The organism is Sphingomonas sp. H160509 (genome assembly GCF_024124765.2).
GTDB lineage: Bacteria > Pseudomonadota > Alphaproteobacteria > Sphingomonadales > Sphingomonadaceae > Sphingomonas.
Map to the genome: position 1 here is coordinate 3,623,334 of NZ_JAMXSR020000002.1, position 14,969 is coordinate 3,638,302.

Annotated in this window: 20 protein-coding genes; all 20 read right to left on the reverse strand. The window is 58.9% G+C overall.

Annotated elements, in window-relative coordinates:
* Positions 1–98: 98 nt before the first annotated feature.
* Complete coding sequence (locus NHF48_RS19650) at positions 99–467, reverse strand: gp53-like domain-containing protein (RefSeq protein WP_253072041.1); 369 nt, start codon at positions 465–467, stop codon at positions 99–101.
* Positions 445–1,830 (reverse strand): phage tail tip fiber protein, encoded by a 1,386-nt coding sequence (locus tag NHF48_RS25440; protein ID WP_253072042.1) that lies wholly within the window; start codon positions 1,828–1,830, stop codon positions 445–447. The genes NHF48_RS19650 and NHF48_RS25440 overlap by 23 nt, the downstream gene beginning before the upstream one ends.
* Positions 1,730–2,161: a hypothetical protein gene (locus NHF48_RS19660; protein ID WP_253072043.1), complete on the reverse strand. Its 432-nt coding sequence runs from the start codon at positions 2,159–2,161 to the stop codon at positions 1,730–1,732. Before NHF48_RS19660 ends, NHF48_RS25440 begins: the two co-directional genes overlap by 101 nt.
* Before the next feature lie 31 nt (positions 2,162–2,192).
* Positions 2,193–2,999 carry a hypothetical protein gene (locus NHF48_RS19665; protein WP_253072044.1) on the reverse strand — a complete coding sequence of 269 codons (807 nt, stop codon included), beginning with the start codon at positions 2,997–2,999 and terminating at the stop codon, positions 2,193–2,195.
* 289 nt (positions 3,000–3,288) lie between these two features.
* Positions 3,289–4,002, reverse strand: a complete 714-nt coding sequence (locus tag NHF48_RS19670) for a hypothetical protein (RefSeq protein ID WP_253072045.1) — start codon at positions 4,000–4,002, stop codon at positions 3,289–3,291.
* Entirely contained in the window at positions 3,999–4,361 is a 363-nt protein-coding gene (locus tag NHF48_RS19675) for a hypothetical protein (protein ID WP_263816982.1), read from the reverse strand. Before NHF48_RS19675 ends, NHF48_RS19670 begins: the two co-directional genes overlap by 4 nt.
* 7 nt (positions 4,362–4,368) lie before the next feature.
* Positions 4,369–6,144 (reverse strand): hypothetical protein, encoded by a 1,776-nt coding sequence (locus tag NHF48_RS19680; protein ID WP_263816983.1) that lies wholly within the window; start codon positions 6,142–6,144, stop codon positions 4,369–4,371.
* 151 nt (positions 6,145–6,295) lie between these two features.
* The gene (locus tag NHF48_RS19685; protein WP_263816984.1) at positions 6,296–7,261 is read right to left on the reverse strand and encodes a hypothetical protein; all 966 of its coding nucleotides are present in this window, start codon (positions 7,259–7,261) and stop codon (positions 6,296–6,298) included.
* Positions 7,262–7,475: 214 nt separating this feature from the next.
* Positions 7,476–8,138, reverse strand: coding sequence for a tape measure protein (locus NHF48_RS19690; RefSeq protein ID WP_263816985.1), 663 nt, complete (start codon positions 8,136–8,138; stop codon positions 7,476–7,478).
* 278 nt (positions 8,139–8,416) lie between these two features.
* Complete coding sequence (locus NHF48_RS26205; protein WP_446741223.1) at positions 8,417–8,623, reverse strand: phage tail assembly chaperone; 207 nt, start codon at positions 8,621–8,623, stop codon at positions 8,417–8,419.
* A 134-nt stretch (positions 8,624–8,757) separates the two neighbouring features.
* Positions 8,758–9,192 (reverse strand): hypothetical protein, encoded by a 435-nt coding sequence (locus NHF48_RS19700; protein WP_253072051.1) that lies wholly within the window; start codon positions 9,190–9,192, stop codon positions 8,758–8,760.
* 127 nt (positions 9,193–9,319) lie between these two features.
* Positions 9,320–10,234 (reverse strand): phage tail tube protein, encoded by a 915-nt coding sequence (locus NHF48_RS19705; RefSeq protein ID WP_253072052.1) that lies wholly within the window; start codon positions 10,232–10,234, stop codon positions 9,320–9,322.
* Between the two features lie 78 nt (positions 10,235–10,312).
* Complete coding sequence (locus tag NHF48_RS19710) at positions 10,313–10,711, reverse strand: DUF4128 domain-containing protein (RefSeq protein ID WP_253072053.1); 399 nt, start codon at positions 10,709–10,711, stop codon at positions 10,313–10,315.
* Between the two features lie 16 nt (positions 10,712–10,727).
* Positions 10,728–11,033 (reverse strand): hypothetical protein, encoded by a 306-nt coding sequence (locus NHF48_RS19715; protein WP_253072054.1) that lies wholly within the window; start codon positions 11,031–11,033, stop codon positions 10,728–10,730.
* Positions 11,030–11,218 carry a hypothetical protein gene (locus NHF48_RS19720; protein WP_253072055.1) on the reverse strand — a complete coding sequence of 63 codons (189 nt, stop codon included), beginning with the start codon at positions 11,216–11,218 and terminating at the stop codon, positions 11,030–11,032. Before NHF48_RS19720 ends, NHF48_RS19715 begins: the two co-directional genes overlap by 4 nt.
* A gap of 328 nt (positions 11,219–11,546) precedes the next feature.
* Entirely contained in the window at positions 11,547–11,858 is a 312-nt protein-coding gene (locus NHF48_RS19725) for a DnaT-like ssDNA-binding protein (protein WP_263816987.1), read from the reverse strand.
* Between the two features lie 75 nt (positions 11,859–11,933).
* Positions 11,934–12,764: a hypothetical protein gene (locus tag NHF48_RS19730; RefSeq protein WP_263816988.1), complete on the reverse strand. Its 831-nt coding sequence runs from the start codon at positions 12,762–12,764 to the stop codon at positions 11,934–11,936.
* Positions 12,765–12,994: 230 nt separating this feature from the next.
* A complete protein-coding gene (locus NHF48_RS19735) occupies positions 12,995–13,615 on the reverse strand; it encodes a hypothetical protein (RefSeq protein ID WP_263816989.1) in 621 nt (206 codons plus the stop codon).
* A gap of 143 nt (positions 13,616–13,758) precedes the next feature.
* Positions 13,759–13,968 (reverse strand): hypothetical protein, encoded by a 210-nt coding sequence (locus tag NHF48_RS19740; protein ID WP_253072059.1) that lies wholly within the window; start codon positions 13,966–13,968, stop codon positions 13,759–13,761.
* 158 nt (positions 13,969–14,126) lie between these two features.
* Positions 14,127–14,963, reverse strand: coding sequence for a hypothetical protein (locus tag NHF48_RS19745; RefSeq protein ID WP_253072060.1), 837 nt, complete (start codon positions 14,961–14,963; stop codon positions 14,127–14,129).
* Positions 14,964–14,969: the final 6 nt, after the last annotated feature.

The window sequence follows — 14,969 nt, forward strand, 5'->3', positions numbered from 1 at the left end:
GTAACCTGAGTGGAGTTGTTCGTAAGGGCAACGGTGCCGGTCGATTCAAAAATAGCCATACGGTATTTATTAAGATGACGCGGCACCCCGCCCGAACCTTAGCGTCCGATCGCAAACCAATCGAAGCCGTCAAGATACTGATCATCACGACGTGCCGCCTGAGTGGCGACGACTGCGCCGCTTGTCGTGGGCTGTCCGATGATCTGAATCCAAAGATCGCGTTCGTTGTTGAACACGGCCAAGTAAGGCGTTGCCGAAAAACTGAGACAGATATTCGGGAACGGGATCGGGAAGTTTACCGGAAACGTAAGCTCGTTGCGGATGACTTGGCGGAAGCGCCCCCATTGCATGATCATGCCGCCCGGTAGCATCTGATAGCCGCCGCTCGGGTCGAGGAGCGATTGCTTGTTGACGAACTCGAAGTCGATCGCGCCCGGAACAAGCTTATCGACACGGACATTGGGCATGTAAACGCCCTGAGCATCCGAATAGAAAACCTGTTGAGGGGCCGCTTTGGCTGTTCGCGGTGATGCGGAAGCTATCAGCAAGGAAGTTGATAGCCGACACGCCGTTTTCGATCGCGATGCCCATGCCCGCGATATACTTTTCACCGTTTTGCGTCGTCTGCACTTTAAGCGTGTATTCTGCGCCGATGCCATCAACCTTAGAAGCATAGGTGCTGAAGTTCTCTTGAAGCTGCGCATAGTTCATGTTGTCGAGGCGTGCGGTAAGGCTTCGCGTTTCTTCCGCGCGGGCTTCGTTGGCGTTCGCCGCCGTCTCTTGGGTCGTCTGGATCACGCCGTAAACGGCATCAACGCGACGATCGACGCCGCCCACGCTATCCGCGATGTCGCCGACGTAGCGCCCCAAGGCGTCGTAAGACGATGAAATCGTATCGATGCGCCCCGCCGTCGCTTCGTTCGCATCAACAACCGTCTTTTCAACGGTCTGAATAGCCGCTTCACGCGCGAGCTTTTCGCCGTTGATTTCGGTTTCAAACTTGACGCCAAGCTCTTCGATCGTGGTTCCGATCGCGCCGTTATTGTCCGCGATGATCTGCTTAACGTCGTTGATCTGCCCGCTAATCGTCTCACCAATCGAGTTGGTAAGATCGATTTCCATCTGGTCGATCGACTCCGCTAGAACCTTGTCGCCTTCCGCGCGAACCCGGCGTTCCTCAACCATGCCCGCCGATGCGCTTTCGCCATACTTTGCGATCGTGGAAACAATCTGTTCCGCCATCGCAACCTTGGTGTTGGCGATCGTCCGGTTAACTTCGAGAAAGCCCGCCTCAACGGTATCCTCGCCGTTCTTAACCCGGCTGGTAAGCTGCGTGATTTCCTCAGCGATCACCGCGCCGTTTTCGTCAATGCGCGTGCCAAGTGACGTGATCGCTACGGCATTCTTGTCGCTGAGCGCCTTCGATGCCTTGAGGATCGCACCGCTGCCCTTGAGGTGGAGCGCCGACACGTTGTCGATTGGCGTCTGCAAAAGCGGCCCGACAAGATCGGGAAGCTGAGTGCGAACCTTGTCTACGTTGTCCTTCGCGTCGCTGGCGTTCTTAACCGCTTCATCAAGCTTCGCCCCGTCGATCGGGCTCAGGTCCGCAACGCTGGTCGGCTGTCCCGCGTCCAGCTTGGCGATACGCGCAAGGGCGTCCAGCACCGGTTGGCGGTTCGTGTAATAGCCGACGAAGCGGGCGCGGAACGTCGCGCCATCAATCGTGGTGTCACGCTCGATATCGCTGAGCGCCGGGTTGAGGGTGGCGATGTAGGCGGTAAGGGCCGCGTAGGCGTCCGCTAGGCCCCTGAGCGTCCGCGTTGAGGCCACGGGCGCGAGCTTCCGCGACAATGCCCTGAGCTTCCGCCGTGATGGCCTCATATTCGGTGAGCAAGGCGCGCTTTTCAGTGCGGTCGAGGATCGAATCCTTAACCGCGTCATCAAGCCGCTTGATCGCCAGCAACGACGATGCGCGAGCCGCCTCAGCGCGTTCCTTTGCGGCCTTCGCCGCCGCGATCAACGCCAGTAGATCGGCACCCTCAGCGTAGATCGCGGGGCTGATTTCGGTCGCTGAGTGAACCGCCCAAACCGGGGTATGCCCGATAACGACTTTCCACGATGGCGACGCCGGGGCTTCGAGCGCGATTGTGTCGGGGAGCACGAACGGTGCCGCTGAGCCGTCGCTTGCGAGCTTACCGGGGGGCCTTGGTCGAGTTGTTCGGTGCGAGGTGAAGGACGCCCTTCGAATCCGTGATTAGCAGGCGCGACGAAGCGAAAGCGTATTCCCGCACAAGATCGCCGATCGTCGCGTTTTCGGTTTTGTAGAGCGAAGCCAAGCGGGTGCCGGTGGTGAAGCTCGAAGCGATGCGCGCGGGCACGATGCCTGAGCGCTTCACAAGCTCGCCAGCGATAGCCGTAGCGGTCATGGGGGTGCCGATGTCGGCGGTGATCTTGGCGTTGCCGGGATCGCCACCAAGGCGGAACATGCCAGCGCTTGGGCACGATGCCCACTCACCCGGCTTGAGGGGAAGCGCCACAAGCGCCGCGTAGCTGGTCGCGACCGTCGCCGGGGCACCAAGGCTGAGCGCGCTCGAATATACCGCGTTGATCGGCGTCGCCGCGTAGGCGTTCACCTGATAGATGAACTTGATGGTATCGAACCGCACCGGTTCTACGTTGACGCACTCGCCGAATGAGATCGGCTTGAGCTTGCCCGTGATCGCGCTAGGCCCTTCGAGCCCGCCCGTTCCCGCGTAGGTCCGATCAAGCAACTCACGGTTAAGCTGAGCCTCAGCCCCCAAGAGAGAGAAACGCGCCGTGCGGCTGTCCGCTTCGATGAAAGGGCCGATCTTGCCCGCGTAGGTCTGGCGGTAGGCGGAAAAGGGAACGCCCATTTCGCCAACCCAGATTGTCGCATCCGCGCCGTCGAAGTCGAGCTTGCCCCAATGCTTATTGTCGAGGGTGCGGCTAAGGATTAGATCAACCTGCCCGTAAGACACGGTTAGGGGCTGAGTGCGACCGTCGCCCCAATAGCTGATAGAATGTTCGGGATCACCAGTAATCGCGGGAACCCAAACTTTACCGTCAAGGAAAACGCCCTCAGCCTTGGCGTGAGCCGCCGACAAGCGAACGACATTGATAAGCTTCGTGTCCGGGTTAACGGCGCTGATTTCGATAAGGATATTCCGCATACGATATTTATGCGGTTTGCTGGATCGGTAGGCGGACGCTTACGGGGCGAATGCCAAGATCGTGCCAACAAAAACCCAACTATCGAAGTTGATAGCTTCACCGGAAGCCTTCGAAGTGATGCGACCATAAACGGCATCCGTTTGCCAAGTCTCGGGGGGCTCGATTATCGCGAACGAACAAAAGGCCCGAACTTGATCCGACTTCCAAGAGTAGCGGAAACCAAGTTTCACGCCATGCCGCGTCCGTGATGCCGGTTGTGGTAATATCCCAAGCCGGGAGCACGTCGTAACGATCGACATCCTCGAAGCCGGGGCCGATGGTAATCGGGCTGCGATCCTCGAAGTTTACCTTAGCGCCAAACTTCACGCCGTAGGTTCGCGTCGCCGCGCCGATCACCAGCCGTTGCGCCTGCACATAGCCGCGCGGGTGTCCGGGCGCGGTGATGGTGACACGAACATAACGGTCTGTGCGAATGGACGGGAGTAGAGCAATCGTCTTGGCGCTAAGCTGCTTGGGTTTCTTGCCAGCCCAAGCCGCCACGGTGCCGCTGTCATAGCCGCTCACGTCGGTGGTGGTGCCAGTCTGCACCCGCACGCCATCGCTCGCGCGTAGGTTGGAACCGACAAGCGCGATGGTGTCATATTCGACGGGATCGGGGCCTAGATCGATCGTGAACGATGCGCTCCCCAGCGATCCGCGCCACACGTAACCGGGCTTGTCGTTGTTGAGATTGCCCACCGTCGTGCCGTCGATCGGTGCGGGGCTGTTCGCGTCCGTAAACGCCAGCGGGGCAACGAAAAGCGCGCTCATCCGCGCACCATAAGCACGGTGCGGTTGGCGAGATCGCGCACCTTCATATCAATGACGGTGTAGATTTTCGTCGGGTCCGCTGCCGGATGCTCAGGAAAGTTAAGCATGAAGCGCGGCGGGCCATCGATAAAGTCATCACGATTGATGGCCTCAGAGATCGTAACCCGAAAGGTTCGCGCGCTTTCGCCCGACTGGTCAAAGATTTCTTGCGCGAGAGCTTCACCGCCCTCCTCATCAAGGGCGGTGTTAATCTCGATAACTTTCGAGTTGGGATAGAGCGCAAGCGTCCCGTCAACCTTCCGCATCGCGTAACGATACGGTTGGGTGACGAGCATTGCGCGATCGGGATTAGAGGCCATCACCTATTTAGTAGGTTTTGCCCATGTATTGCCCGTTGTAAGCCAAGTCGCCATTAGCGGCGACGGTGCCGTTATTGCCGAGTTTGGCGATACCCTGCGCAATCTGCTTGAGCCAACTTTCTTGCACGGCGTTGCTGTTCGCCTGAGCCTGATAGTGAGCCGCCGCCGATGCCGCCTGAGCCTGAATAGCCGCCGTGGTGGTATCCGCTGCCGCCTTGGTGACATCGAAGCCCGCCGACGTGTTGAACGCCTTCGTCACGTTGTCCGCCAGCGCCTGAGTGGTGCCGGTGAGCATCGAACGGATAGCCTGAAACTGCCCGGTCGCGGTGCCGTAGATATCGCCCGCAAGGCTGAAAATCGACTGTCCAAGCTGAGTGAACGCCGACTGATCAACGCTCGAATCACCCGACGCAATGCGCGCCTTGTAGGTGTCAAACTCAGCCATTTTAGCGTTGAGCTGGTCCATCTGAGTGACGCCCGAACCTTCGCCCTTGAGCGCGGCGAGGAAGTCGGTGAGGCTCGAAAGCTGTTCCTTGAGCGCGTTCTTGAGCTTTAGGGTGCGATACTCATCAATCTTGGTGAGGTCTTCCGTCGAAGCACCAACCTTGAGCATCGTTTCGCGAAGCCCGTTGAGCGGGGTAACGATCGAATCGATAGCCGCGCCGACTGGATCGGTCATAGACTTGTAATCGTCCATTGCCGATTTCCAATCCTTAGCGAACTGGATTGCGCTATCTGCACCAAGCCCAGCCAAAGCCTTTTGGACGATCGGCGCAAGTCCGGTGATCGCACCATCGGCGATGGCGTCCTTGATCGCCGCCGCGATTGCTGCCGCTTCGTCCTTGCCCTCATAGACAAGCCCGCTGATCTTTTTCGATTTCTTCGTATCGACGTTGGTTGCGCCGGTCGAGCTTACGCGGAAGCTGTCCTTATACTTGCCAACCGACACGTTGAACGCGCCCACGGTGCCGCCGATCTGCGACGCCAGCGAAGCCAATCCATCCTGAATCGACGCCGCCGTTCCGGTAAGCGCCGTGCGGGCGCTCGCCTTATTGCCGCTGATAGCGCTTTCGCCCGCGCCCGTGAGGATCGCCTTCCCCTTGGGGGCCTTCGAGAATAGCGAGCCCAGCAAGCCGCCGCCAAGCGAACCGACAATCGAGCCGATCGGGCCGAACAAGCCGCCCACGGTTCCTCCGATGCTGGCACCCTTCGAGAAACCCTTACCAAGCCCCAAGAGATCGCCGACGCCCGCGACCATGCCGCCAACCTGAGCGCCCGCCTGCATCTTGGTTAGGCCCTTGGTGAGGCCGGTAGCGAGATCGGTGGAGAACATCGACTTGAAATCGCCAAAGCCCTTCGAAAGGCTGCTGAGCGGGCTCTTGATCGCTTCGCCGATCTTGGGAAGGCTGAACTCGCTCGCGCTGTCCTTGTATGCGCCTTCGCGCTTAAAGAGCTTCGCGAACATGCCAGCGGGGCCGGTGAGATCGCCGCTCATCATTTCCGCGATCTTTTCGAAACCATCCGCAAACTTGCCGAGCACGCCACCAAGCTTCCCGCCGAACGTGTCGGCGAGATCATCGAACATATCTACCCATTCGCGCGTGGTTTCGGCTTTGATCTTGCCGAGTGCATTCTTATGGGTCGTGTAGATTTCGCCCTCAAGCTGCTTACGCCCTTCCGGGGTGAGCGACATCTTGGCGAGTTGCGCCATGCCTTCCTTGAACTGCCCGTTAGCCGTATCGATACGCGCGTTCCGGCTGGCGGTCGGCGACATATCGAGCACGATCTTGATCGCGTCCTGTCCGATCTTGAGCTTAGCGGCCTCGAAGCCCGCAACGATCTGGTCGCGGAACGTGTCGGGCATATTCCCGCCCGCTACGCTGTCCGTATAAGCCTTATACTGAGCTTCGATTGTCTTGAGGTCATCCGCCGCCTTAGCGCCCGAAGACATCGAAAGGGGCGAAATCCTGCGCTTTCTTCAAAAGCTCATTCTGAGCCTTGAGCGCCGCGTTCTTCTCAAGCTGGATACGAAGCGCGTCCTCAGCCGACTTGTAGGCGATAGCGTCGATATCGACGCCACGGTTCTTGGCATCGATACGCGCCTTGAAGAGATCGTCTTCGACGCCGCGTTGCTGTTCGGTGAGGCCCTTAGCGCGGCCTAGCTCAACGGTATATTCGTTCTGAGCCTCGAAAGCGCGCTGCTTGAGGGCGGTGATCGCCTTAGCCGTGTTAAGCTCGCCTAGCGCGGTGGAAATGCGCGACTTCTCGCTATCCGAAAGCTCGCGCTCAAGGATTTTGCGAAGCTCAAGGCCCTTGTTATATTCCTCAGCCTGAAGCGTGAGCATCCCCGCCGCCGTCGTCTGATCTTTGAGCGCCTTCCAAAACTCGTTTTCGCGCTTGAGACGATCCGCCGCCGCCTTCGCCGCCTTGTCATCGTCCTTGCCGGATGCGGGCGGGGCCTTGGGGCTGGTGGCAACGTCTAGCTTGGCGTCAGCTTTCTTGTCGCGACCAAGCATACGGCTCATGGCACGATCGGCCCCGGCTTCGTCCTTGTAGGTGGCAAGGCCGATACGCCCCACGGCGTTGATCGCGCGGCCCGTGTTGCTGAATAGCGGCTTCGACGCGAGCGCCTTAGCCTTGTCCCACTGCCCGGAAAGCAACGCGGTGATCGCCTGCCCAAGGGTCGAGAACATGCCGAGTAGGTCGTTGATCGCGATCTGGAAAATCTGCGGAAGCGCCATCGCAACCGCCTTCGCGCCACGAAGCACGCCGAACATGCTGTTCGTCCAAGAGCGGCCCGACGTTTCCCACTTGATGCCCAGCCAATCGAGGGCCGCGCCCATATTGCCCATGATCATTGACGATGCGCCGTTGATCGCGGTCCCGATTGCCGAGAACACGCCGCCGACGATCGCGCCGACAACCTGCGCAATCTGTCCGATCATGTTGAACTGGAACGTGAAGTTTTCCATGATGGAAATACCCGAACCGCCGCCCGTGTTGATCGCTGAGAATAGGTCGCCGATGCCCGACGCGATCGACGTAACGCCCTCGATTGCACCCGCCATCGCGTTGCCGATGCCCACCAGCACGGGGCCGATCGCACCAACGCCCTCAGTGATAAGCTTGATCGCGCCCGACACGGCGTCGAGCAAACCGCCTTCGCCGATCGCGACTAGGGGTTTGATCCCATGCGTCGCCAAGGTTCGAAAGTGCCCCGTTAAAGGTAAGCATCTGGCGAGTCATGGCGTCGCCGAACTTGGTTTCGCCAAGCTCGATCAAATATTTCTGGATCGCTTCGCTGTTCTTTGCAACCTCAGTGGTAACGCCGCCGAAGGTGAACTTAACCTTGTCGGCTTCCTGCTTGGTCGTGATGCCGAAGCTCTTGAGGCGCTCGAATTCGCCGGTCGAAGCGTCCGCGACGGCTTCGATCATGTCGCTCAGTGCCTGCGGCCCCTTACCAAGGGCCGATGCCGTGTTGCCGTAGCTAATCATCGCGCGTTCGGTCGGCGCAAGGCCAAGAGCGCGAAGCTTGATGTAACCGTCTACCGCTTGATTAACGTCGAACGGCGTTTTAGCCGCGTAGTTAACGAGAGCCGCGTAAGTTTCCTGAGCCTTGACGACGCTGCCCGTTACGGTCGCGAGCGATGCTTTCTGAGCCTCAGCTTGCGCGGCTGCACCAACCGACACGGAAGCAAGCGCGGTGAGCGCGCCGACAACGGCGGTGATACCAGCCGCCGCACCAGCGAAGCCGATGCTAGTAAGGGTGCCGCCCATCCCCGCAAGGTTGCTCATCGCCGCGTTAGCTGCGCTGCCCAGCCCGCCAACCGATCCGGTAAGCGAACGCACGTTGCTGTTAGCCGCGTTAGCCGCCGCACCCGCGCGCGTAGTCGCACCGTGAGCACCGTTAAGGTTGTTCACCATCGACTGTAGCGCGGGGGTTCACCCCGCCAAGCTGAGTGTAAGCGCGTTGGAGCTTTTGGGCATCCTGAATCGCCGCGTTAATATCGGAGCGAATGCGAATGATTTTGTCGTTAGTAGCGGCCATCACCTATTTATTGACTTGGCGCGCTTCTCGATCGGATAGCGTTTTGCCAGTTGGCATCCATATTTTCGATTACTCGAATGAGGATGTCGGTGTCGGTGCGGCTAAAGCCATGATAGTTGGCGTAAGCGACGATCTTATCCCAAGGGATAGCGCCCACGCTCATGCCAACTTGGCGCATGGTTCCAAGCTCGCGAAAGGCGCGATAGAACGACATTTCGTAAGGTGTGAGAGTTGGGCACTCACTCAGGATTTCGCGGGCACCATCGCCGGAAGGCCCGTCGATAGTCGCCAAAACTTTGAGGTCGGCAAGGTCATCGCCTTGCTCAACCTCAAAGAGTAAGCGCCCGATTAGTTTCCCTCGGGAAGGTCCGTCTGTTCTTCCGGCTGGAAGTTGCGAACGTCGCGCGCGAATGCGGCTAGCTCACGAAGCACGTAGAGCGCGCGAACGTCGCTAAGGTAGGCGATAGCCGTATCCTTCGCGAACGGAATTGCCTTGCCCTTTTCGTCCTTGATTTCCCAATCGACAAGCGAAAGCTCAACGAAGACTTCGACGTTCTTTTCATCGTCCGACTTCGCCGCGTAAGCCTCATTAGTGCGGCCATTCTTGGCGGGATACTTGCGCTGGAGACGCTCAAGCGTCACGCGGTAGCGCGGGGTAAGCTCATCGAAAAGGCAGAGCTTAAAGCGCCCGTAGTGGTTGCCCACTTCATCGATAACGGAAGTCCAAACGCCTTCGTCGGCCTGAGCTTCATCGTAACGGGCGGGGAAGTGAAATGCGGTCATTCTAAAGATAGCTCCTACAAGAGATATCTTATTTATCGAGATCGATCGAAGGCCCGTTTGAGCGCATGAAAAACGCCGCCCGGAAGCCCGGACGGCGCTTAACATCGCTTACTTGTAGGAGGGGCGATTAGACAAGCTCAGAGAACATAGCCGCATAGTCTGCGGTCGGGTCATACTGAGCGGTGAGAACGACGTTCACAAGCTGCTTGGAACCGTTCGCTTCGCTGGTCGGGAAGCTGCCAACGCACGCCGGGAGCGTGAAGCCGTAGCCGTTCGCACCGTCGCCAAGCTCGATCGCAACGGCAACCGGGGTGTCGTCGTTGAAAAGGCGCTCAGGTGCCAAGTCCTTGCGGAAAAGCTTCGCCGTCACCTTGACGATGCGGTTAGCGCTGGTGCCGATTTCGAAGGCGTCACGCTCACCAAGTGCATAGTTGGGCTCGCGAGCCTGCTCAACGCTGATTTCAAGCGACATATAACGGGCGGTGAGGCCAGCAATGTTGATCGTGCCGATATCGCGACCGACAAGCTCCTGCCCCTTCACGGTCTTGACGTAGGTCGCGCCCGTGATCGGTGCTTCGTCTTCCGCGAACGAACCGCCGACGAAATCGAAGGTAACCTGAGCCTTGGACTCAGCGTCAACCGTGATGGTCGCCTTCGAGATATGCACGTTCTTGTGACGGAAGTAGAGCTTGCCCGCGTCAACGGTCATGGTCTCTTCGACGGTGAAAGAGGTATCCTTGTTCGAACCGACGTAGTTGTTGCCGTTCTTGACTGCCGAGAATGCGGCGGCGAGGAAGTCGGTGATAACCGGATCGCGGCGAAGCTCAAACTTCATCGAACCCGAACCCGAACCGGCAACCTTACGGATGCCCGCCATGTCGCGCGACTGCTTCATGGTTTCAGAGTTAAGGTCGTTCATGTTGAACGTGAGAGTAGCGCCACCAGTGGTGATGTCGGCGGAATTGAATGCCGGGGTCGCGGGCGTGACGCCCTTAACGACTTCCTTAATCACGGCATAAGTGTTGTCTACGGGATTGCTCACAAAAAAGCTCCTAAATGAGTTGATAGGAGCGAAGTGGCTCCGGTCATATTTATGAGAGCCGGGGTCTTTGGAGCGGTTTTAGTGGCGGGCTCGATACTTCACGTTGATGATCAAGCGCATGAACTCGCCTTCGTCTGCACCATTACGGAAAGACGCGGTTTCGCAACGAACGCGACCGTCGTTCGAACGCCAGTCACGAAGGATCGTCGCGGCTCGATCGGCGAGGCTCCACGCTACGGCGTCGCCATCGCTCAAGGGCGAATAGATATCGATCCAGACAAGGCCCTTAGATTCGTAATCGGGGTCGAGGCTGAGCGTTAGGCGTTCTTCGTCAACGGGCCAGACGCTAAGCACGCAATATGCGGTTTCCGGCTCACCCTCAGCCGTATCAACGCCGGGGATGATCACGGGGGAGAGATTGCCCCAAGCATAAAGGAACCGCTCACGGATGGCGGTAATATCGTCGTGGTGCGTCATCCGATATTTAGGGTAATCAATCGGGCGCGTGCTTCATCACGGCGCGCTCAACGAACCCGGCTGGCGTCTGCTTAGAGTGCCCGTCGTTAAGGCGTCCGATATACGGAACGCGGTTATAGATTTCCATCTTGAGCGGGTCGGTAGTGTCGAGTTGCCAGCCCAGACGAGCCGCGCCTTGATCAACCGGGGTGCCGACTGGCGGGGCTGAAGTAAGCTCAGCGAGAACGTCGCTCATGATATCTTCCATGTCTTCGATCATGAGATCGCGAAGCTCATCGGCGAGCGTCTCGAAGTCGCTCATATCGAGCTTGATGCTGATCACTTGAGCACCGCAATGACGATGAAAGGCGAGCCGCCATCTGGTGCGACTTCCTCAGTCTCGATTACGTCGCCTTCGAAGTTGCCCAGCTTGAGCCGATCGCCACGCTTGGCGGCGATGCTCAGCTTCGCGATCGACTGAGATACGATCGTTCCGTTTTCGAGCTTGAGGTTGCGCTTCGCCAGCACGCCGCGCCCGGTGAGGGGTTGCGATCGTGACGACGCCCTTGCGCCCCGCCGCGCGATCGGCGTTCGATTGTGCGGCCTCGCTCTTGCGGGTGATGGTGGCAACGGGGAGGTCGAAGGCGTCGAATAGCTCAGCCGTGAGGCCCCGGAAGTCGTCAAAGATGCTCACCGGGTAAGGCGTCCCATGATGAGTGCGCCGCCAGCGGGTCGCGTGATCAACGGGGCAAGCATTGCCGTGATCGCCGGGTAAGGGTCGGACGGTGCCGCGTCGTATTCGGTCGTAAGCTCGCCAACGCCTTCGAGCTTTTTGGTGCTCTTGGTCGTGCCACGCTCAGCCGGGGCGATGAGAGGCCCCTTGAGCGCGTAGAACGCCAGCAAAGAGGGTTGCGGCGACGATCGCGGCGGGAAGCGCCGTAGCGCCTGCGCTAGGCCACTGGAGGCCCTGTAGCGGGCTCAGGCGAGCGCCGGGGGCGGGATAGTGAGCTTCGATGTAGTCGGTTGCTCGAATGAGTGCCGCCGCCTGAGTGGCGCTGTCCGCGTCCGTCCAAGCCGTGTTGAGCCGTGCCGCGTGGTAGTCCGCCGCCTGCGCAAGTGTCGCGTAGCTGTTTGCGCCGGGGGTGCCGGTGCCATCCTCAGAAATCATCATGAGGGTATTTATGAAAAAGGGGGGGCGAACCTTGCGGCTCACCCCCTCTTGGTTTGAGTTAATCGCGAGCGATTAAGCTGCGTGCTTGATAGCGCGGAAGCCGACGAACTTGGGGGCGATTTCCATCGTCCAGTTCGAACCGGTCGCCATCGCATCCGGTGCGAGAGCAACGGCACCAACGTAGTTGAAGCCCTGCGGATGCACGACGAACGAACGACGCGACCAAAGGATTTCGCGACCGCCACCGGTGCCCTTAGCGGCATCACGCTGCACCTCAACCGGAACCTCGAAAGGAACCGTGCCGACGTGGAACGCCAGAGCGCCCGAACGCGCGATAACCGAAGTGTCTTCGCCGAACATATTCGAAACGACGACGCGCATACCGGCATAAGTCGGCAGTGCGATGCCGGTTTCACCCGGTGCGAAGTTTGCGCGATCCTTCTTCAGCTTCGCGACGTTCTTCGAGGAAGTGATGAGAATGTCGAAGTTGTCGGCAAACTCGTCGGCGGTTGCGGTTGCATCGATGATGAGATCGCGACCGAACACTTCGTCAGCATCACCAACGGTGAGGCCCGATGCGTTTGCAGCGGCGAGAGCACCCTTGATCGACGCGAGGCCGAGCTTCTTACCGATGACATCCCAATACTCGCCGATACCGGCTTCGATGCCGCCACGGGCATCATAGAGGGTGATCATGCGGGTGAGGTCGAAATACTTCCAACCGTAGTTGAGATCGTGACGAACGCACGAATATTCATCGGCGGTGATGCGACCGGTCTTGCCGTCAACGTCGGTGTCGGTCGAGACATTCACTTCGTCGGTGTTCAGCGGGTTGATGTAGGTCAGCGAACCCTTGCGTGCGCCGCCCTGCATGAGGAGTGCGCCTTCAGCGCCCGCCTGCACGGCGAGGCCGGAAGTAACAAGAGTGTTCTGTTCGCGGGTGATAAGGTCAACGCGGTTAGCGAGCACCTTCTCAGAGGGAACAATGCTCGAAATCGTGGTGCCGAGCGGGGCGTTAGCGTCAGCCATTGTAATAAAAGCTCCAACAAATGGGGTTAAAACGGCCCCCGTTGGAGCCGTGGAGCTTTAGGGCTCCACGGTTATTTATTAGAGAGTATTGTTCGAACCCGATTTTAGACTTGGAGGTCGGGGCGGTTCCAACTTGTGGCGATCGAATTGTGAGAAACGGGATCGGCGACGGCATCGCGCATCCATTCCGTCATTTCGGTGCCGGTGACTGGCGGCTTCGTCCACTTGGCGGCATTGCTCGCCGTGCTGTTGCCAGCCGCGCCCGCGCCTGCGCTCGCCGGGGCGCTCACGAAGTGCTTTGCGTCCGCCGACTTAAAGAACGCGGTGTTCGCGTCGCTCAGGGGGGTGCCGTCCGCGCTCAGTGCTTCGCCATTCTCGATCTTGGCACCAGCGCGAAGCATGGCCTCAACCGCCTTGGCAAACTGAGGAAGGACGTTGTTTTCGGTGATGGCCTGCTTGATGGCGTTGTCGATCAAGAGCGTGCCAAGCTGAGTATCGCGCGAAGCGATATCGGCGGTGAGCTTGTCGAGTGCGAGCTTGTGCTTCTTTTCGAGTGCGGCCTTAACCGCCTCTACGTCGCCAGCCTTTGAAGCGGCGGTGTTCGCGGCTTCCTCGCGTGCGGCCTCAGCTTCATCGGCTGCGGTCTTGGCGGCTTTCTCGCGAGCAACTAGCTCTTTGTTCTTGGTGAGGATTGCGGCCTTTTCGGCCTCATGGTCGGCGCGCATCGTTTCGATCGCGGCAAGTGCGTCTTCTAGGGTCTTCATATATCCTTTTCGGCCAGTAGCCTTAGCGGGTGCGCCAGTAGCGCGGTTGATGCCCGCCGGAAGCGAGCATGTTATTTAGGCCCGCTTGCCGATAGGGATCGTGTTTAGTCGTCCTCACTGTCGAAGTAGTCGGCGGGAATATCGCCCTGATAGATCGGGTCCGTGATGATCAACCGCACCGCATCGAATGCGCGGCACGCAACTTCCCAATCGACTTGCGACGTCAGGAAGTCGATTTCTTGAGCATCCTCAAGAGTGAGATCATATCCCTTAGCGATCACGTCGCTAAGGGCATCAAGCGTTTGCGGCTTCATCAAGCAACTCCTCAATCAACTTCACTAGATCGGGGTCCGCCAAGTCGGGGCGTCCCATCATGTATGCGCTAAAGCTTTCCGCCCACCATTCGAACTCATTGGTCGTTGCGTAGGTGGTGCTAAGCTGGTTCTTGCGTTCAATGCCACGCCCGCCAAAGTTACCGGGGGGCCGCGCCATGAAACTTAGTAAAGAACATTGACGACAAGCGGTCTTCGAGCGGCGGGTTGTTCTTCCTGCTGCCAATGTAGCGCCGTCCGTTCTTTTTCCACATTTGGTGAATCTGGTGTCCTAGCTCATGGTAAAGCGTCGAACGCATCTTATCGATGCCGCTAAAATACTTGTCGTTCGTGTAGGGTCGAAGCTTAATGTCGTCGCCAACCTTCCACTCGCTCACGGGCTCGCCGCCGCCTTGGCGTTCCATCGTGCGGATCGTGCCGCGAAGCTTAAACTCTTTGTTCGCGAGCTTTTTGTAAGCCGTCACGAGTTCGCGACTTTCCGCCGCGATAACAAAGCGTTTATCGCGGTTCGCGGGATCGCTGCCCAAGGCGATGCCCTGTTCACGAAGCTTTACCAGTTGTGCGCTCATGCGATCGATTTCGGCTTTCAACTCCACTTGCTGCTTACGGGCTTTGATCAACGCGGCGGACTCCGCCCCGGTTTCCTTTAGGCCAACGCGGCTTGCAAAGCCATTAAAGTGCGTCGCGTTGATGTTAAGGATGCCATCGCCCATGCTGGCGGTTGCGTTCTGTCCGCCAACGCCCTTGATGCCACGAAGACGCGGAACGGCAAACGCATCGGTGATGCGGTCCACTTCCGGCCAAAGTGCCGCCATCGCTGAAGCCGCTTCGTCGCTAAGGTTGGTGCCAAGCGTTACCTTGCCGAAGTGCTCAGGCTTAACGCTTCGATACTCGGGGCGCGTCTCATAGATCGGCGAGCTTGCCGCCTCAGCGATGCCGGGGGTAAGCCGCTTCGTCGCTTCACGCTTCGAGATCACGGGAAC